This window comes from Pseudoalteromonas sp. 78C3, assembly GCF_002836695.1.
GTDB lineage: Bacteria > Pseudomonadota > Gammaproteobacteria > Enterobacterales > Alteromonadaceae > Pseudoalteromonas > Pseudoalteromonas arctica.
Window position 1 is genome coordinate 1 of sequence record NZ_PJAV01000129.1, and the last position, 20,432, is coordinate 20,432.

The following is a 20,432-nucleotide window of genomic DNA, read 5'->3' on the forward strand; positions in this document are numbered from 1 at the left end:
AGAATAATTAAAAAGTATAATTTTTTAGTTTAAAGTAACTTTTCAGTATATTTCACAGCCTTTGAGTTACTAAATTTTAGATATCCTTATGAGTTAAGGCTTCTTCAGTCTATTTTGGCCTTAGGTGAGACTGAGTCGATGCAACTTACGTACTACCAATGAATAGGAAATGGAAATCTATAAAAGGCAAACATGCACCGCAATTAAATCGCTATAAATTAAAAAAGAGCAAAAAAACATCAAGTATATTTAAAACTTGGAACGAAAATATTTTTTGATTTAGAACAACAATTTATATGCTACCCCTTTAACTGTTTTATATTTACGTTACACTAAATGTACACCCGTTAGGTAAATGGAGTAGCATATGAACACTATTAAACGCATTATTGCGGTTATTGACCCCACCAAAGATGATCAACACGGTTTAGCACGTTCAATAGATTTAGCTAAAAAATCTGGCGCAAGTATTACCGCCTTTATGACGGTTTACGACTTCTCTTACGAAATGACGACTATGCTATCTGGCGATGAACGCGAAGCAATGCGCGATGCCGTACTAAAAGATCGCCAGCTATGGCTAAACGATTTAGTTTCCCCTTACAAAGATATAAATATTGAAACCCAAGTGGTTTGGCATAACCGCCCTTACGAAGCCATAATCGATACTGTAATTGATGAAAAGTACGATTTAGTAATTAAAGGCACACATCAACATGGTGCACTTAAATCAGTTATTTTTACCCCGACCGATTGGCACTTAGTACGCAAATGCCCCGCTCCGGTATTATTTGTAAAAGAAATGGCATGGCCAGCAAACGGTAATATTTTAGCTGCTGTAAATGCGGTTAGTGAAAATGAAGAACATGTAGCACTTAATAAACGCGTTATTAAAGACGCACAATATTTATGTGAACTTGCCAACGCAAAACTTAATTTAGTTAATGCCTACCCTGCAACTCCTATTAATATTGCCATCGAAATTCCTGAGTTTAACCCAGGACTTTATAACGAATCAGTTAAAAAGCATCATCATGAATCAACCAATGCACTTGCTGCAGAGTTTAATTTAAACCCAGAGCAATGTTTTATTGAAGAAGGCCTGCCGGAGGATGTAATCCCTGATGTAGCGAAGCGGTTAAATAGCGAATTAGTTGTTATTGGTACTGTAGGCCGCACGGGCTTAAGTGCCGCTCTTGTAGGTAATACAGCAGAGCATGTAATTGATAGCCTAGACTGTGATGTACTGGCACTCAAACCCGATGGTTACGTGAGCCCTATGGCAAAGGATTAATTTTAAGCTTTATGTGCAAGTTATAAGCGAGTTATTTTTACGTGTTAATAAGGCACGTTTAAATCAATTTTAATTACATCCTAAACTCGCATATTCAGGTGGTTTGGGTATAATACGCCCCTTTATTTTTAGCAAATAACTTTGCTGTATTGTTTTACTAGGGGGCGTAATTGTCACACTCAGATCAAGCTAAAGCTCAATTTAACTTAAATAAGCTGCAAAAGCGTTTACGTCGCCAAACTGGTCAAGCCGTTATGGACTTCAATATGATTGAAGAAGGTGACCGTATAATGGTATGCCTTTCTGGCGGCAAAGATAGCTACACAATGCTTGAAATGCTTCAACATTTAAAACGTGTAGCACCTATAAAGTTTGACCTAGTTGTTGTAAATCTTGATCAAAAACAACCTGATTTTCCTGAGCATGTTTTACCCCAGTATCTTGATAAATTAAATGTTGAATACAAAATTGTAGAAGAAGATACTTACAGTATTGTTACCGATATTATCCCTGAAGGTAAAACAACGTGTTCACTTTGCTCACGCTTACGTCGTGGTATTTTATACCGCACAGCAAAAGAACTAGGCGCTACTAAAATAGCCCTTGGTCATCACCGTGACGACATGATTGAAACATTGTTTTTAAATATGTTTTACGGCGGAAAGCTAAAAAGTATGCCGGCTAAATTAATGAGTGATAACGGCGAGCATATGGTTATTCGCCCACTTGCATACTGTAAAGAAAGCGACATAAGCCAATACGCATTTGTACAAGGTTACCCTATCATTCCGTGTAACCTATGTGGCTCGCAAGAAAACTTACAGCGTAAACATACAAAAACAATGCTCGCTAAATGGGATGCGGAGCACCCAGGTCGTATTGAAAGCATTTTTACGGCAATGCAAAACATAGTGCCTTCACATTTAGCTGACGCCGACTTGTTTGATTTTAAAAACTTACAAACCGGTGAAGTAATTGATGGTGGCGATATAGCCCTTGATAAACCAGATATTCCTAAAGTGCCTGTTGCTAATGAGCTTGATGAACAAGAAGCGCCAAGTGTAGTTACTATAAATCTAAGCTAACAAATTTAAGGGGGTTGTATTTATGTACAACCCCCTTAAATTTACCAATTCAGCATTGCGTTCTATTTTTAACTCTCAGCTAAGCCTTGTAAAAATTCCAAACTTAACTTTTCTTGTGCATTAGCCTGATATGGTAATTGCTGCAAGCTATCGTACGAAAAATCGTTAATATCAAAGTGACTTATTTCACTATTCCCAAAGCTATTTCGCTCACCTGGGCTTGGCGACATTCTCTCAATAACAAAGTCGCTTAAGCGCATATCTGTAATGCCTTGTGGTAGCACCGACCAATGAGCTTTCAAATTAAGAGTTTGGCTTCCCTTCGTTAACCGCTCTTTAGATACTAAATGAGCAAGTGGTGTATCGCCACTGTATAAATTAGCCCTAACACGATACAAACCACTTTTTACTACCACTATGTTAGCTGGCAAAATCATGTTTTCGTTTTGTGCATAAGCAGTTTCAAAACCTGTTAAAGTTGCACTCGGCGGCATATATTGAATTTGCGCAACTACGGGAACTTTTTTACCCGCAACATCACCCTCTACAAACACTTGTAAGCTACGAGGGTAATCTTCATCCTCTTCAAATGTAATAATTGCTTCACCGTCACGCGCATTGCCTGTATGGGTATTTAACACTTCTTTTGTATCAGTATTTGCAAGCTCAACGACCACTTTTCCAAGCCCTTGGGCGCTTATCTTTATTGTTATTTCTTCTGGGTATACAAAACGATATTGTTTAAGACTTAACGTTAAAGCATCGCCACTTTCATCAATAGGGCTCGATACCGGGTAGAATTGATTTGGCTTTAATCGATCTTCATCTAATGGACTCAATGGCTGAGAATAAGGAGGAAATTTAAGTGCACTTTCATATTGCATAACCACTTGCTGCGCTGCTTTTGTTAAGTCTTCATTAAACGCGATTTGTTTTTTTGATTGTGTTTTTTTTGCTGTAGGTACGTCTATAGGGATCACTTTTACAGGCGATAAATCAGCTACGCTCGCACTGTGTTTAACCTGAGGTGTTATTGGCTCAACAACTTTATGAGCATCATTTTTACCTGTAAACCATAGCGAGAATAAAATAGTGCTAATAATTAAAGCAACGGCATAAAATTTTTTCATTTTTATATTTCAATCTTTTATAAGGCGTATAGTTTTTAACTACACGCCTTGTATGTTATGGAATCACATTATAAATAAGTGCTGATGCGCTTAAATTATTTGAATCCTTAATATAACGATATTGTTTTTTCCAAAACCAACTACCTGTAGTTTTATCAAACGTATTAAAACCTACATTGTCACCTTCCACATTTACGTTATTCATGGCTATTGTTACATTACCTTTTCGCTGCGCGTTATGTATTTCGTTATGGCTATAACTGTCACTCATCATCATTGGATAATGGTTTGGCATAAAGCTACTTACTGCATCACCTTGCGATTTTAAATGGCCATTTGTATCAATACTGCTGCTACAACTTCCAAACGAGCCAGCCGAACTGGCACCACATGAAGAGTGCGATGCAACAACCGAATCATCATTGCCTTTTAAAAAACCACCCGTTAAACCCAAATATGCATTTCCATCGGCAACAAAGCGTAAACGAGGTGTACGTGCATCAGGAAATGGAGATATTTTACGTGCATTATTCACTTTTAAATCGTGTAATACACCAACGGCCTCGGTTACATCACTTCCTAGCCACCATTTGAGTGCTGCATCGACCGCAAAGTTCCATGATGCGCCAGTTAAAGCACTAACAGCTACGTCAGCCAGCTCACTTCCACCACCCGCGCCTGCTAAATCAAACGTAGCAACAATATTAAGCGGCTCTAAGCCTTCGTTTTCTAACCAGTTTTCTTGATTATCAATAATATGGCGTGCAACTAAGTCTCCTGTTGAATGTGTTACAAATACACAGCCATCACTGCATAAATTAGAGCGTGAAATTTGCTTTAGCTTTGGCCACACCCAATCGGTAGCAATTTTACCTTCAATACGCTCATAAGCAGGCCAATCAATTCGCTCATCTGCACGATTATTCCAGTACGATTGCCAATATGTTTCACCATCATTGATTACATCACTACCCGACTTATTTGTTATTTGCGAAGTTTGTAACCCATGAATTAATATAATTTTGTAGTCTTTACTCGCTGCAGAAAAGCTCATTAACATAGCTAACCCCGCACCAATTAGGTGGCTTGGCTTAATTAATTTGTGTGTACGCTTTGTGTTGTTCATACAATTCCTTAATGTTGTGTACTTAATATTTTATTATCATTTAAGGTATTCATGTTGGTTTACATAAGCTTGTCAGCTTAGGTGTTCACTAGGGTCTGTTGTTCTTTGCGGATTAAAATTTGTTCAAACTAGAGGCTATTTAATCACGGCGCGAGATTTGTAACCTAGTGGGCTAAGTAAAAACCGAGCAACAAAGAGTAAATAGCCTCTAGGAAGTATCCTTTGGGCAGCGTCTGTTTGGCATTAATGCTACGTTATCGCCTATTTATGGGGAACAACCACACTACATAGGCTCTGCCTTGCCTAAATACCAAACAGACTGCTGCAAATTTAACCTTGAAAGATCAACAGACTCTAGTATTAGGAACAACGAACAAAAATGCAACAACTTATTATCATTTAGAGAAGAGAAGAAACTTATTTCATACTGATTAATGAGTTAATAGAGGTATAGTTGTTATATTTGAAATTATTAGATGGGTTTCAAGGGGTATATTGAGGGTAGTAAGATTAAAGCGGATACCATTGAAAGTGCCCGCTTTAGAATAAGGACGAAGCTAATCTAACCGTTAGCTTTAAGTTCACTGGTAAATTGCCCAATCGCATTTACAACTTCTTGTGCACCTTGTTGGATCTCTTGCATCACTTCACCAGATTCTTTAGATAACGCCAAGCCTTGCTCTGCCTTCTCTTTACCTTTTTCTATTACAGCCACCGTATTTTGGGTTTGTGATTGGTTGCGCTGTACAACTTCTACAATTTCTTCTGTTGCTTTTGAGGTACGCGATGCAAGCAATCGGACCTCGTCTGCAACCACAGCAAAGCCTCGCCCCTGCTCGCCAGCTCTTGCCGCTTCAATTGCGGCATTTAATGCTAATAAATTTGTTTGCTCAGCAATACTACTAATGCTTTGTACAATACTCGATATTTGTTGCGACTGCTGATCAAGCGCTGAAATTTCATTTGCAGCTTGCTCCATGTTAATAGCCAGCTCAGTCATTACTGCGACTGTATCTTGTATAACGCTCGCGCCTTGCTCTGCTTTTTTATCAGTTTGGGTTGAAGTGCTATAAGCAATTTCGGCAGCTTGTGATATCGCAATTTCTTGATTTACTTGATCAGTGATAACAGTTGCAAACTTCATTACTTTATAAAGCTCATTCGCGTCATTTGAGATTGGGTTATATGACGCTTCTAGCCAAACAATGTTGCCATGTTTATCTACGCGCTTAAAGCGCTCAGCAATAAACTTACCTTCTCTTAATTTAGCCCAAAATTGCAGATATTCTTGGGAGTTGTACTCTGAAGCCTCACAAAATGTGCGATGGTGCTTTCCTATTAATTCACTTTCTTGATAACCCATTGCAGCTAAAAACTGATCATTTGCTTTTAACACATGGCCCTCTAAATCAAATTCAATTACCGCCATAGAGCGATATATCGCTTTAATAGTGTCGCTTTGCTCGCGAGAAGCCGTAATTGTTTTTGTAAGCACACTCCCGAATATAGAAAAATAGAGCAACTGATCTTGCTCCCCTTTTACAGGATGTACTATTAAACGTAACCATTCAGCTTTGCCATCGCTGCGCATAACTTGTAATGCACCGCCCCAATGCCCTTCTTTTTTTATAGCTTGCTGTAGGCTTTTAAATTCTGAAGATTGACGAGACGAATCTGTAATAAAATCATCAAAAGAATTATTAGTTAGATCGTCTTCACTGTAGCCTAGGTTTTCTAAAAATCTATCGTTGGCGTGCGAAATTCGGCCATCATAAAGAATGTTCAGTACTAACATCTCTCGGTAAAGCCCTTCCCACACTTGTTGTAATGGATAGAGTTCTGCTTTTAAAGAGGCTATTTCATTTTGTTTATTTTTTGAAAAAAACATTAATATCCTTACTAACACATTCAATATAAAATTAATTTTAGTATAGAAGATATTTATAATAACGCGATAAATAACAAGCAGTTTGAAGCTAAATTATTAATCAAAAATACAAACTAAGCTTAAAATTGTAACCTTTCATACAAACCAGATGCTCTTGATACGCTTTTATTCATTGCTAGTTGCAGTACTTTTTTGTCAGCTACCAGCTCAAAGGTGTTTTTAGCACGAGTTATTCCCGTATACACTAATTGCCTGTTAATACCCATGCGCGCTTGTTTTAGCGGTGGCAGTACCATAGCGGTGTAGCTAAACTCTGAGCCTTGTGATTTATGAATAGTCATTACATATACTTTATCGTGTGCAGGGAGTCGTGCTGGCGAAAATGCTCGTTGATTACCTTGCTCGTCAATAAATATGGCTTTGAGCTGATTACTTTCATCGGGCATTAAAATACCAATATCGCCGTTAAATAACTTAAGCTGGTAATCGTTTTGGCTCACCATAATAGGCATACCCGTATAGTGATGAGTATTAGGGCTTACGGTAATTAAACCTTGCTGTTGCAATACGCGCTCTATTCGCTGATTTAAGCTATGCACGCCGTAATCGCCCTCTCGTACCGCAGCTAAAAGCTGATAACTAGCAAAAGCAGTATGCACCTGTGCAACATCTGCACCTTGGGCAATTAAGTTAAGGTATTTTGCATAATGACTGGCTGCACTTTTAACAAGCTTTTCAATCGGTTTTGCTACAAAGTCGTAATCTAAAATTACATCGTTAAAACGCCCTTCAACACTTTCTTGTTCTACGTAATTTAAAATACCGGTGTTATTGGTATTTACCGCAAGTGCGAGTTGACCAATGCCGCTTTGTGCATCAAATCGATAACTGTGCTGTAAAAAGGCAATGCAATCTGCGAGTTTAAATTCACTCACGCTTTGCGATACGAGTTTAGGCTCATTATTAAAACATAAGCTATTTAGCTCATCACAACGTGCTTGCGAGTAGCGTGGCGTTTGCCCAAGTGTTAAACCTTGGCATAAATCGCTCATTACACTGCCGGTATCTACCGAGGCAAGCTGATCTTTATCACCTAGGAGTATTAATCGCGCGTGCGCGGGCAATGCTTCTATTAATTTAGCCATCAGCGATAAATCGACCATACTGGCTTCATCAATAATTAGTACATCTAAATGCAGCGGATTGCTTTTGTTATGTCTAAATTTATTAGTAAACGGTTTTACGCCCAATAAGCGATGAATAGTTTGAGCGCTTTGCGGGATTAGCTTTTTTATATCATCAGGAATCGTTGTGAGCTTATTTTTAGCGCCCAAAATAGACTCACTTAAACGTGCAGCGGCTTTACCTGTCGGTGCCACCAGCTTAATGCTAAGCGGTGCGGTTTTATAAAGCGACTGCAAAATAGCCAGTAACTTAGTCACTGTGGTAGTTTTACCTGTGCCAGGGCCACCCGTGATCACGCTAAAGCCTTTGGTGGCGGCAATCGCACATGCCACTTTTTGCCAATCAGTTTCAATTGCAGAATCTGCAGGAAAATAGGTATTTAAAAGTTCTGCCAATATTTCATTATTAATATTGAGCTTTCGCTCGCTCATGCTTAATAATCTATCTGCGAGTGTTTGCTCATAACCTGCAAGGCGCGCAAAATAAAGTCGCTCGTTAAACAATTGTAGTGGTTTACTCTCGCCTACGCTTTCATGGCTTTGTAAATAACTAAGCGCTGTGCGCACATTAAAATTATCACTAAACGGGCTTAGCGTACTGGGTACATTGCCATCGAGTTTATTAAAGTCACTTTTGCGCAAGTTAAAAGGATTACTCCAATCAACTTCATTTAAGGTTAGGCAGCTATGTTGGCTTTGCTGCGATAAGCACAGCAATAAAATAATATAAAACAGTTCATTGTGAGTTTGCTCAATGTCATTAGCACACAGTAATTCGGCAAGCTTTACATCAACCACACGTAGTCGATTTTGCGCTAATAAATACTCAAGTAACGGGACCTCTGTAATCGTATTGTTTAACACAATGTCCTCTAATGGGGCATCTTGTGCTACATTTTTTGAGGTAATAGGCTCTGCTGCTTCATTATTAAGTGTCTCGTCTATATCGTCAAACAAGCCAGGTTGCTCATTTAAATCGCTCATAGCATAGCTCCTTGGCTAAATAAGCCATCTAAAATAGTTACTTGCTCTACAGTTAGCTTTTTAAAGTACACGCCTTGCCCTGCCGGCATCCCACGTAAAAACGTGTAATACACGCCGCCTAAATGGGTTTCTATTGAGTAATCAGCTATACGTTGTTTTAATAAACGATGCAGTGCTACGGTGTAAATTAAATACTGTAAATGGTACTGATGACTGCTCATTGCTTGCTCAAGCATATCGCCTTCGTAATCAGCTGGCGTACTGCCTAAGTAATTAGACTTATAATCTAAAATATAATACTTGCCTTGGTAGCAAAATATTAAATCTACAAAACCTTTTAACAAGCCCTTTACGTGCGAAAATTCAAGCTTACTTTGCGTAAAGCCAAAATGTTTAACCAGCATTTCGTTTAGCTTGGGTGCACTTAAGCTCTCAAGTGGTAAATTAAATTCCATTTCGACTAGGCAATCATTGGGTGTAAGCACACCCAATGAAAGAAGCCCCTCATCTAAAGGACACTCAAGAACATCAAGCACCCACTTTTCAGCCACTTCTCGCCATTGCTCACCTATGTGGTATTTTTCAAGGCTGCGCTTAACTACCTCAGATAAGTTTTGCTCGGTATTAGTTGGGTGAACTATTGGGCTAATAAAATCTATTTGTTCAAATATTTCGTGTAAACAGCTACCGGGCTTTGGCCCTTTAGGAAAACTATAAGGTGATGGTAGTTCGTCCTCTTGCACTGCAAACTCGTCTTTTTCGTGATCTTCATCACTTCGCCCTGGGGCTAATTGGTCGCTGTGCTTTTTAAAGCTCAACGCACTAAAGCTGGTTGCTCGCCAGTTACGCTCAATATTTGCCGTTACTCTATTAACACTTAATGTTTGCTGCGCAATTTTGCCATTACTAAAACAAAGCGTGCCCTGCTCTAATAACGTTTGTGAGGTAAATTGCTGATAGCTCATCGCGCTATTAGCGTCGCAAAACTCACTTAAATGCGTGCGCCATGTTTGGCTACTGGCAAGCTCAAGCCCTGCAAATAACACATGCCCTAGTGCACTACTTTGCATAGCTAAGCGGCTACTTTGCCCTTGCCCAATGTTGTAAACACCAAGCGCACAAAAATGCACAGCGCGAGTAAGGGCTACATACAGCAGGCGTAAATCTTCAGCTAGGCGCTCTTGCTCTGCTTTTTGCAGGGCATCTTCGTCTTTACTTAAATCGTAAATTAGCTTGCCATTATTGTGATAAAGCGCTTCTTTAGTTTCGCGATAACCACTGGCAAACGGCATAAATACCAGAGGGTATTCAAGCCCTTTTGAGGCATGCATAGTGACAATTTTAACTAAGTTGGCGTCACTTTCTAGGCGTACTTGTACTGTTTCGCCGTCTTGTTGGCTTACCTTTTGTGCAAACCAGCGCAGCAAACGCAGCGTGCCTTCAAGCTCTATTTGTTTTTGCTGAAGTATTTCGCCCAAATGCCTAAAGTCAGTCAGCCAACGCTCAACGTTATATCCCAATCCTTGCCATTTAGCGCTAAGCTGGTTATGGCCCATTAAGCGCTCAAGCATGGCCATAGCGCCTTGCTTGTTCCAAATATGGCTAAGTTGAGCAAAAAAGTTTAAGTAGTCTTGCCATTTATTTTCATCATCGGCGAGTGCATGTATTTCGTTATAACTTAAACAAAATAGTGGACCAGCTAAAACACCGCGCAGCAATGACTCGTTATATTGACCATGCAGCGCTGTTAAAAAGTTAAGTAGGTGATGGCTAAGCTCTTGGCTAAAAACGCTTTCTCGCGATAAATACACGCTAGCTATTTTGGCTTCGCTAAGCGCTTTTTTCATTATTTGCGCTTCAACACGGTCACGTACTAATATACAAATATCGGCAGCGCTTACAGGGTTACTGCCAATGCACGCGTCCCCTTGTTTTGCTTTTTCAAGCAGGGTCACTATTTTATTAGCAAAGTGAGTGGCTAAATGCGCTTGCCCTACACCTTTGTTAGTTGGTTTGTTTTTTTCATCGGCGGCTTCATCCACAAATACATTAAATTCGAATGCGGTAGCGGGTTTGCCATCAATTAAAAAAGAGTCATCCGCTTTTTTACCTTTGGCAGCTACTGCGTTAAACGGTATGGCGTCGTTATAAATAAAGCTGTTAGCGTGTTTGCCAAATAAACTATTAACGCTATTTACTATATCGGTGCTTGAGCGAAAGTTAGTCCCCAGCGTAAATTGCTGATCAATCTGTACAGCTTCTTTTGCGCCAATGTACGTAAAAATATCTGCGCCCCTAAAGCCATAAATAGCCTGTTTAGGGTCGCCTATCATGGCAAGCGTAGTATTTTGTTGCCCATAAATTTTACTAAAAATACCGTACTGAATCGGATCGGTATCCTGGAACTCATCAATCATGGCAACCGGAAACAACTGCGCAATTTTTTGCGCTAGTACGTCGCCTTGCTCGTTATTAAGCGCACTGTGTAAATTGGTCAATAAGTCATCTGGGGTGATCACGCTTTGCTCTTGCTTGCGCTTAACTATTGCGGCTTTTACCCAGCGTGCTGCATGTTGTATAACTGCTATTTTAAGCCCTTGGTTTATGGTGTTATTAAGGGCGGCAAGCTCGTCAAACTGACTCAGTAATGGATGCACAAATAATGGCTGATTCTTTTTATAATTGCTCACATCGCTTAAGTTTTCTGTACTCCACACTTCAAACGAATACTTGTTAGTGCCAAATTCAAAAAACAAATCGCCGCCTAAACAAAATGCTTCAAGCGCACCAAGGCTGCCTTTTCGTGCTGACGTTTTAGACCCGCTCAAACCCGAGCTTTTAATAGCACCTATAAACTCTTGCTCTAACACCGCTTTTTTAAATGCAGGCACACGGGTTATGTACTCGTCACGCGCCTTCCATACATCATCTAAATTTATTTGTGGTGTAATGTGCGCATTGGCTTTGTTTAAAATACTCGCCACTTGAGCGAATAAAGCCTCTGGTGCGGCAAATACATCTAAAATAGCATCGGTGCGCTCTTTGTTAAGTGGGTATACAAACGCACGCCAAAAATCTTTAATGGTTTCGAGTAATATGTCGCGCTCATCTAAAATAAATTCGAGATTAAACGCCACTCCCGACTCAAACGCATGTTGTTTTAGCATCCGCTGACAAAAGCCATGAATAGTAAAAATAGCGGCTTCGTCCATTGATTTAGCAGCTGCATCGAGTAAATCAAACGCGCGGTGTTTATCGTCAATTTTGGCAATTACGCCTTCAATGAGTTCGTCGTTTGGGTTTTGCCCAAGCAGTGCGTCGCGTGCAGCAATAATTCGGCTGCGCACGCGGTCTTTAATTTCTTGGGTGGCAGCGTCGGTAAAGGTTACTACCAAAATTTGCTCAACACTGAGCGGCGTATTTAACTCACCTTCTATTTGCATACCTAGTAAGTAGCGTAAATACAGTCCCGTAATTGTATAAGTTTTACCAGTACCCGCACTGGCTTCTATTAAACTTTGACCAATGAGCGGCATAGTAAGAGGATTAAGCGCTTGCATGGTCACTCTCCTTTGCGTGTTCAAATAAAGGCGTGAGCAATTTATCACTCCATTTTATAAATTCGTCTTGGCAATCGTTTAGCGATTGCACCGTTAAGCGAATATACGGATTTTCGCCCTCGCCTCGCCCTATGTATTGCGGGCTAAATTTGCTCATTGCTTTTGTTATATCGCCGCCGCTTTTAACGTACTCATAACCACTTACCGGAAAAAACGGCACAGGCTCTGCGCGCAGCGCTTTGTATAACTCAAACCAATCGGCTAATAGTGCATCGGCATCGGCTTTGCTTATGGGCGCAAAGGTAATTTGCTTATCAAGCCCAAGTAACAATGTTTCTACTTGTTGATCCATACTTTGCGCTGCAAGGTGATAAATAAAGCCTTTAATTAAATCTTTCGCTTTAATACTGGCGCTGCGATAAAACACTTGTTTTTGCAAATAAACATGATTTAGCCAGCCCTCTATTTTGGTGCCTTCAATGGTAAGCAAAACTTCTATCGGCTCACTTTTCCCGCCTTTAATGTGCTCTTTTACTTGCCCTGCAAGCGCGTCAACTCGGTGCTCCATACTTTCAAATATGAGGCTGCCTACATTGGCTTGAGGTAACTCACCCCGCTGCAGTATTTGCTCGGTACTCAGTGGTTGCTCGTTTATATTGGCTTTAAGTATTTCATCAAGGTAAAAATAACGGCGCAGTGCATCTAGGCTAAATGGTTCTTCGTCTTTTGCTACTTCGTTAAATTGTGGCAGGCGTAAACCTAATGTTTGCTGATAAAAGCTCTCTTGTGCGCTGCACACACTTCTAATAAACACATCGAGATCTAGCTGCTCTGGCACAGTCACATCAAGTGCAATAACTGGCTCTGGTTTAATTGACTCACTTGGCAGCCAAATTGGGTTGTAACTGTGGTTACTCAGCACAGTATTAGCTTGCTCATCGGCTAAATAATAATGGCTATTAAAGGGCTGTAAATGCTGCTGATTGATTAGACATGCGGGCAGCGTTTTTTCACTCTTTTCGTTTAATACAAAACTACGGCCAATATATTCTAACAGCTCACTTACAAGCGTTGATGGCATGCGCGGTTGGTTATCAAAACACGAGCGACCAATGTAACTCATGTATAAGTTGTCGCGGGCACTCAGTAGCGCTTCTAAAAATAAGTAGCGGTCATCTAATTTACGTGATCGGTCACCTTTTTGCTTTTTAGAATAAGGCACTAAGTCAAAACCAATGGGCTGTACGTTACGTGGGTAGTCAGCATCGTTTAAACCCAGCATGCATACCACTTTAAATGGCACGGCGCGCATGGGCATAAGCGTACAAAAATTGACTTGCCCAACTAAGAATCGCTGCCCTACGCCTTTTTCTTGAATGCCTTGTTTAACTAAGTAACTAACAATACGCTGCGAAACCGCCTTGCTGTAATCGCCGTTTTCGTGGTGTTTTTGTAACTCTTCGAGCACGTTTTGAAGTACTAATAAATCCCAGCTGTCATCGCTTTCACTTTCGTATATGGCGTTTAACAGCTCGCTTAAAATATGCGCTTTATTGGTGAGCGTATCATCGGGCGTTAACTGCTCTTTAAAGCTTTGCAGTACATCAATAAAGTGCACGAGCTTATTGAGTGTATCAAGCGCCATACCTTCTACTTCGTCAGCGCTGTAAATACCGTTAAACGGGCATTGCTCGTCGCGCATGGCAATGCCAAGCAATAAACGGTTGAGCCCGTGTTGCCAGGTATTTAAATCGATAGCGGGTAAATCAAAGCTGCTTTTATGCGCTGCGTTTATACCCCATTTAACCCCAACACGTTCAAGCCAGTATTGAATTTGCTCGTATTCGTGCGCTTCAAGCCCAAATTTTTCGGCTATTTGCGTAACTTGTAATAAATCGAGAATATCCGACACACCAAAGCGCGAAAACGGTAAGTTAGCTAAACTCGCAAATGAGCTAAGGACAGGCTTTTCTTGCTCTATGGCTAAATCGGCCAATGCGTAAGGAATAAAGCGGCTGCCTTGTGCCCCGCCAAATACAGCTTCAATATAAGGGCTGTAAGTGCCTACATCGGGCATCATGACAATTATGTCTTTGGGGGTAAGCGCTGGGTTTTGATTAAATAAGTTAAGTAAGTAGTCGTGCAAGCGCTCAACTTCTCTGAGCGGTGTATGGCAATCGCTGAGCGTAATGCTGGTGTCGGTTGCGCTGATTGGTAATTTACCTTCGTCGTTTATAAACCACTCTTTGTTATCGGTCAGCGATTCACCTTTAAACGCAAGCTGATAAATCTCGCTTTGTACTTGCCCTAGTAAGGTGTCGTCAAACACATCAATAAAACCATCAATCCAACGGGCATCTAACTGTACGAGTTGCTCAAAATAGTCGCGACCTAATTTACCCCACGACGATAACAACGGATTACCTATAAAGTAGTATTCTTCATCTGGGTTGGTTTGTTTTTTTTGCTGCGCTTCCACCAGCGGCATTTTAGCGTATTTAGCGCTTATTTTAGCCGCTGTTTTTTCATCTATAATATCGCCCCAGTAATGCTCACTCGGGTTAAAAAAGAATAATATAACCTCGGTTTTTTTACTCAGCGCTTCAAATACGTCTAGCTGGGAACTGGCAATCGCCGATATACCAAATAAACTAATGCGTTGTGGCAGTAAGCTATTGTCCATAGTCTCAAGTGCTGCTAGTAACTGCCCTTGCATATTAGCGCGATGAAATTGGCTTTGCCCAAGTTCTTGGCTTAGTTTTACAATGCGTCGCCATAAGTCAGGTTGCCATGGGGCAATGGCTACATCTACATCATCAAGCTCATCTTTGCCGCTATCCCATGTGGCTATCCAGTGCGGTCGGTACATTAAATATTGGTCGTACACATCGGCTATTTTTTCGCACAGCGCAAAGGTTTTTTGCCCGTCAATATCGCCCTCTAAATAAGTTTTTAGCGGTAAATATAATGGCTCGTCAATACAGTTTGGTAAAATTGCAAACAGTTTCCAAGCAAGGTTCGGCTTATTAAATGCCGACTCTTTAGGGACATTTGGCAGCAATTGCTGGTACAACTGCCAAATAAAGCTCGATGGCAGCGGAAAATCCACCTGCGCTGCGACCCCTAAGTTTTCGCTCAAACCTATTTTTAACCACTGCGACATACCCGGCGATTGCACTAGCACCACTTCTTTGTCGAACGGGCTTTGCAATGGGTTTACTTTTAACAGCTGGTGGAACTGCGCTTGCAGGGCTTCCATCCGGTTTGATTGAATAATATTTAGCATATAGCACTGACCTTGCTTGAGATAAAACCAGTGTAAGATATTTTCAATATTAGGGGTAGCGCAAACGGGTAATTGGCTCTAATAAATCAGAGAGTTAAGAACTAACTTACAGATTTTATACGCACAGCATCTATTTTATATACTGTGCGTAGTAGTGAGTTTATTTATAAGGGCTAATACTTGATAAACTAAAGTCACTTTGCATTATTACTTCGCCATCAATGCCTTTTAATTTAAGTGAAATAGTGGGATCAATTTGCTGCCAGTCTATGCTTAAATCACCATAATTTACGTTATGAGTAAAATCCCCTACTCGGTGTTTGTTAGGACTCACGTCTTTCCATTTTTCAGTTAAGCCAGAGCTGGTCATCTCAATTAATGGGTAATCAAGGTTTTGCTGATACTTTGATATTTCACCCCAGTGCGTATCGCCGCTGATGATCACTACCCCATTTACTTTATGCTTTTTAATCAATGTAAATAAACGGTTTCTATCTTCAGGAAAGTTTGCCCATGACTCCCAACCTGTAAAATCGGGTAAAAGCTGTAAGCTTGAGGCAATCAATTTTATTGCAGCAGGCTTTTTAAGCTCTTGTTCAAGCCATTGCCACTGGGCTTCACCTAGCATTGATGCGCCTTTAACATGACTTGGACTATACGGGCCTTGGTTATTTAACTTACGCTTAGTGTAGTATTCAAGCTCACCTACATGGTTTAGCGCATCACGGTTCCAACGTAAATCAGGCATTATTACTTGTATGGTTTGCTCATTTTCACCATACATGTACGAGGTATAAATTCCATCAGGACGAGTGCGACGCGCTGAGTTTACAGGTTCATCCCAAAAATTAAGCATAATTTGGCGTGATTGCTCTTTATGCGGATACTCTTTACCAGCATCGTTTTGGCCATAATCGTGGTCATCCCACATAGCAATGATAGGCGTTTGCGCTTTTAACGTTTTAAAACCAGCCTTTGCCCCTAAACGTTGGTATTTTTCGGCAAGTACATCCATATCGTTGGTATCGCCATAAATATTGTCACCCAAAAATATAAACAAATCCCCCTGCTCTTTGTTAATTGCATTAAATATAGGTATGTTTTTATCTTGATGCCCACACGAACCAAATAGGATTTTAGATGGCGCGGCAGTAACACTTGCGCTAATAACCAAACTCAGCGCCAAGGCAGATAGGGTCAATGGTTTAAATAGGTTCTTCATTTTAAAATTTCGCTAATAGCAGGCGCCATATTTGAATTTATTTCATTTGGGTTCTGCCCAAGAGCCTTTAAAACGGTAGCCGCTATTTGCACTTGTTTAAGCTCATTTTCAGTTTTAATTAAGCCACGTCCTTTTATTGCGGGGCCAATGGCTGCAAGCCAAATATGTTCAGAGCCGACAATTCCTTCTGGGTAGGTATTTTCACCTAACTCTAGTTCAGCAAGTGCACGTTTAGAGCTGTGATGTTGCCAATCATTGGCATTATTGCCACGGCCGTGATCAGTAGTAATAATTAGTGTGGTGTTATTTTTATAACCCGCTGTAGTTTGAATGGTTGCCCATAAGTCTTTTATAAAGGCGTCACTTTGCCTTGCCGATTTAAGGTATTGATCGTAATGTCCATCATGCGCAAAGTCATCGGTTTCGCCTAAACTTATTACTAACAACTTAGGCTTTTTAGCCAACATATACGCTTTAGCAAAGCGATATGTAAAACTGTCTAGTCGTACGTTATACCAAGGACTGGGAATTTCATTTTGTAGCGCATTTAAGAGTGGCGCATCAGTGAATAAATTCTCTTCAATTGACATAAAGCCTGCATTTACATACACGTTACTGCGCTTAGTATTTACAATGTATGGGAATACATCCCAACTGCCAAATAAGGCAGTGCTATCTTTAAACTCAGGTAACTTATCTAAACGCTCTAAAATAGTTTTATTTGGGTTGAGCACTTTGTTGTTACTATTTATATTTTCGTCAACTTCACCGGTGAGTATTTCGTTATAACCAGGGTATGAAAAATACCACGGGTTACTTACCGACATAGTAGAGCCGTTAGTCCTATCGCCAATTATAATCCTTTTTTTAGCCACTACTTGCGTTAAAAAAGGCATTAGTAATTGCTGGCGCTCATTTGCTGTTTTTGCCCAAAACTGGGTCTTTAAATGCTCAGGCTTTTCAACAAAATCAGTATTATTAATTAAGCTATTATCAGCCCCGTTAAATACTTCTTGCCAGCGTACTCCATCAAGCGTTACCAGCACTACATTTTGCGCTGCTGTTGCAAAGTTACTCGCTAATACACTTAAGCTAAATAGTGTTACTTTTATAATTGTTTTCATCGCGTTTTTGCGCCCTTTCATATAATAAAGCCCATCAATGATGGGCTATATTTTAATTCAATTACTAAAACCTAATTAAAAGTCAGCGGTAAATGTCACTGCTGCGGTGCGAGGCGCACCAATGTAATAAGTAGCGCCGTTACCAGTACCACCTGCTAAGTAGCTTTTGTCGGTAACGTTATAAACAACAAACGATACGTCAATGGCTTTAAACGGGCCGGCATCTACGTCAGTTGAATAACCTGCATTAAAATCAAGTACGGTGTAGCCGTCTACTTTATTGCGGGCGCGCGTGTCTTCGTCTTGCCATGCACCTAAACGCTCGCCGGTGTATTTAGCCGATAAACCAACACGAAAGCCATCGCTAAAGTAATCGGTAGATACCACAAATAAATCCTCTGATGAATCTATTATGCTGTCGCCTTTTCTAAAGCTTGGTACTACCTCATTACCACTTTCATCTTTTAATATTACGCCTTGTGAATCGTATGCATTTGGATCATCGGATGAATACTCAGAACTGCTATTAGTATACGACGAGTAGACGCTCCAGCTTGGTGTTAACATATAGCTTGCTGCAAGCTCAAGCCCACTTGAGTCAATACCTCCTACATTTACGTACGAGCCATTTGTACCAATCGTATAATCAATGCCGTCTGTGCCACTACCAGGCGCAATAAAGGTAATGCGGTTATCAAACTTAACACTGTAAGCCGTTGCTGTAAGGGTTAATCTGTCGGCTTGGTAACGTACACCAAAGTCGATATTGTCGGCAGTTTCTGGCTCTATGTTTGTAAGTGTTGAGCTATCTCGCTCAAGCACACCGTCTTTTATTGCGGAAAAATTCTCGCTGTAACTGGCAAATAATTCTGTGCTGTTATTTAGCTGATACAATACACCCCCGCTAAATAACACGTCTGAGTCGCTATCTACTTTATCTGATCTTTCGTTAGCAAAGTGGTCGTACTTTTGTAATTCAACTAAATACTGTTTTGCACCAATATTTAATGTTAAGTCACCAAAATTAATCGAGTCTTGTAGGTACCATTTGAATGTATCGGTATCAAAAGTGTTTTTGTATTGTGTCCAGTAAGGCGTGCTATCAAAGTGATGATAAATACGCGCATCAATTACTTTGTGCCAATCACGCGACTCGTCACGCTCGCTTTGCTCATACCAAAAGCCCGCTTCTATATCGTGATCACCAAATGTAGCTTGGTAATTTGCCGTTACACCTAAGCGATCTTTGTTGTAATGCGTATGGCGGTAAGACATAACCGGCGTTGCTGTTGCATCGTAACACGCAGGATTTAAACCAGGACCCGACTCCCATGGCCAGCTCAAACTTTGCGTACAATCGGCATTTGGTGCAAGCGGATTGCCTTCACTATCAGCAAAACCATAAGAGCCTGCATTAGTACCGCCCTCGGTTGTTGGGTCGCCATTTTCATCAACGGGCGTTGTTAAGTAAGGTGGGATCCAATCGCCACGACCTGAATTTTTATGGTAATAAGGGCTGACGGTTAATAATGAAGTTGGCGAAATCGCATATTCAAATTTTAAATAGCCTAAGGTATTTTCACGAAGCGTCCCCCAACCTTCTGCAAACATTTGGTCAAAGTGCGGAACTCCCGTCCAATTCCATGTTAGCTGATCCCAATCGGGTGTTTGTTCAAACTGCTCAAGGCTTACGCTGTTATAGTTTGTCTCGCTTACATCATCGTAAGATAAACGACCAGTAAGTGTTAAGTCGTTAAAATTAGATACAAACTTAAGCTCAGCGTGTTGGTTGTCTTTACCCCCATTACTGCCAGAACCAATCCAGCGGCTTGTATCTGTTTGCGAGTAACTTACGTACGCTTGTGTGTTATCAAAAACAGTGCCTGTTTCGTGTCTAAAGTAATAACGCGTGGCATCGTGACTGCCTGAGGTATAAGCAAAGGTAGTGCCTTTTTCAAGGCTTGGGTCTTTACTTACAAAGTTAAATGTCCCGCCTAGTGCTTCAAGTGAAGCCGACTTAATATCAGACGTACCTTGACCAACTTCAACCGTTGCCAGGTTTTCGCTATCTAGGTAACGGTTAGCTTTAGCACCACCGCCATAATTAGAGCCACCATTGGGAATGCCATCAACGGTCATACCTAATTGTTGTTGGTTCCCATCAATACTAAAACCACGCATGGTGATTGTAGTAGACCAATCGTCGCCACCAAATGCATCACCTTCATTTATGCTAATACCTGGTAAGTTATCAATAACCGATAATATGCTCGATACCGAACTTTGTTGCTCAAGCATTGCAGGCTCAATAACATTGTTAGCGTAGCTGGTTGGTTTAGCAACCACGGTTACTTCTTCTATGGTGTTGTCGTTAGCATAAGTAGATGTTGATACCGCCATGGCAATTGCCATGCTCAAAAGCGATTTGTTTTTTAAAGCGTACATTGTTGTCCCGTTTGATTTTAATTATGAAATATGAAAACGCGGACAGTATGAATTTTAAATATGACAACGAGGATGAACTTTATTTACATAAAAATTAAACAAAT

The 20,432-nt window shown here is 40.5% G+C and carries 11 protein-coding genes; 2 read left to right on the forward strand and 9 right to left on the reverse strand.

Annotation, left to right across the window (positions count from 1 at the left end; translation table 11 throughout):
• Window positions 1–367 precede the first annotated feature (367 nt).
• Both uspE and ttcA read left to right on the forward strand, forming a co-directional pair.
• Window positions 368–1,294, forward strand: coding sequence for a universal stress protein UspE (gene uspE, locus CXF76_RS06865; protein WP_007585634.1), 927 nt, complete (start codon window positions 368–370; stop codon window positions 1,292–1,294).
• Between the two features lie 170 nt (window positions 1,295–1,464).
• Window positions 1,465–2,379 (forward strand): tRNA 2-thiocytidine(32) synthetase TtcA, encoded by a 915-nt coding sequence (ttcA, locus tag CXF76_RS06870; RefSeq protein ID WP_007585631.1) that lies wholly within the window; start codon window positions 1,465–1,467, stop codon window positions 2,377–2,379.
• A 68-nt stretch (window positions 2,380–2,447) separates the two neighbouring features.
• Here the strand turns inward: ttcA and CXF76_RS06875 are convergent, their stop codons facing one another.
• From CXF76_RS06875 to CXF76_RS06915, 9 genes are all read right to left on the reverse strand, one after another.
• A complete protein-coding gene (locus tag CXF76_RS06875; RefSeq protein ID WP_024590467.1) occupies window positions 2,448–3,509 on the reverse strand; it encodes a hypothetical protein in 1,062 nt (353 codons plus the stop codon).
• Between the two features lie 55 nt (window positions 3,510–3,564).
• Window positions 3,565–4,635, reverse strand: coding sequence for a hypothetical protein (locus CXF76_RS06880; protein WP_024590468.1), 1,071 nt, complete (start codon window positions 4,633–4,635; stop codon window positions 3,565–3,567).
• Between the two features lie 562 nt (window positions 4,636–5,197).
• Complete coding sequence (locus CXF76_RS06885) at window positions 5,198–6,523, reverse strand: methyl-accepting chemotaxis protein (protein WP_101163322.1); 1,326 nt, start codon at window positions 6,521–6,523, stop codon at window positions 5,198–5,200.
• A gap of 119 nt (window positions 6,524–6,642) precedes the next feature.
• Window positions 6,643–8,691: an exodeoxyribonuclease V subunit alpha gene (recD, locus tag CXF76_RS06890; protein WP_101163323.1), complete on the reverse strand. Its 2,049-nt coding sequence runs from the start codon at window positions 8,689–8,691 to the stop codon at window positions 6,643–6,645.
• Window positions 8,688–12,251 (reverse strand): exodeoxyribonuclease V subunit beta, encoded by a 3,564-nt coding sequence (gene recB, locus CXF76_RS06895; RefSeq protein ID WP_101163324.1) that lies wholly within the window; start codon window positions 12,249–12,251, stop codon window positions 8,688–8,690. The genes recD and recB overlap by 4 nt, the downstream gene beginning before the upstream one ends.
• Window positions 12,238–15,537 carry an exodeoxyribonuclease V subunit gamma gene (gene recC, locus CXF76_RS06900; protein WP_101163325.1) on the reverse strand — a complete coding sequence of 1,100 codons (3,300 nt, stop codon included), beginning with the start codon at window positions 15,535–15,537 and terminating at the stop codon, window positions 12,238–12,240. The genes recB and recC overlap by 14 nt, the downstream gene beginning before the upstream one ends.
• A 160-nt stretch (window positions 15,538–15,697) precedes the next feature.
• Entirely contained in the window at window positions 15,698–16,759 is a 1,062-nt protein-coding gene (locus CXF76_RS06905; RefSeq protein ID WP_101163326.1) for an alkaline phosphatase D family protein, read from the reverse strand.
• Window positions 16,756–17,883: an alkaline phosphatase family protein gene (locus CXF76_RS06910; RefSeq protein WP_101163334.1), complete on the reverse strand. Its 1,128-nt coding sequence runs from the start codon at window positions 17,881–17,883 to the stop codon at window positions 16,756–16,758. The genes CXF76_RS06905 and CXF76_RS06910 overlap by 4 nt, the downstream gene beginning before the upstream one ends.
• Window positions 17,884–17,958: 75 nt before the next feature.
• Entirely contained in the window at window positions 17,959–20,328 is a 2,370-nt protein-coding gene (locus CXF76_RS06915) for a TonB-dependent receptor domain-containing protein (protein WP_101163327.1), read from the reverse strand.
• Window positions 20,329–20,432 lie beyond the last annotated feature (104 nt).

What these genes read in the sequence shown, in the direction of transcription:
- recD (WP_101163323.1), bottom strand. Translation starts at nt 8,691, where the DNA reads ATGAGCGATTTAAATGAGCAACCTGGCTTGTTTGACGATATAGACGAG.
- uspE (WP_007585634.1), top strand. Translation starts at nt 368, where the DNA reads ATGAACACTATTAAACGCATTATTGCGGTTATTGACCCCACCAAAGAT.
- CXF76_RS06910 (WP_101163334.1), bottom strand. Translation starts at nt 17,883, where the DNA reads ATGAAAACAATTATAAAAGTAACACTATTTAGCTTAAGTGTATTAGCG.
- CXF76_RS06915 (WP_101163327.1), bottom strand. Translation starts at nt 20,328, where the DNA reads ATGTACGCTTTAAAAAACAAATCGCTTTTGAGCATGGCAATTGCCATG.
- CXF76_RS06875 (WP_024590467.1), bottom strand. Translation starts at nt 3,509, where the DNA reads ATGAAAAAATTTTATGCCGTTGCTTTAATTATTAGCACTATTTTATTC.
- CXF76_RS06885 (WP_101163322.1), bottom strand. Translation starts at nt 6,523, where the DNA reads ATGTTTTTTTCAAAAAATAAACAAAATGAAATAGCCTCTTTAAAAGCA.
- recB (WP_101163324.1), bottom strand. Translation starts at nt 12,251, where the DNA reads ATGCAAGCGCTTAATCCTCTTACTATGCCGCTCATTGGTCAAAGTTTA.
- recC (WP_101163325.1), bottom strand. Translation starts at nt 15,537, where the DNA reads ATGCTAAATATTATTCAATCAAACCGGATGGAAGCCCTGCAAGCGCAG.
- CXF76_RS06905 (WP_101163326.1), bottom strand. Translation starts at nt 16,759, where the DNA reads ATGAAGAACCTATTTAAACCATTGACCCTATCTGCCTTGGCGCTGAGT.
- CXF76_RS06880 (WP_024590468.1), bottom strand. Translation starts at nt 4,635, where the DNA reads ATGAACAACACAAAGCGTACACACAAATTAATTAAGCCAAGCCACCTA.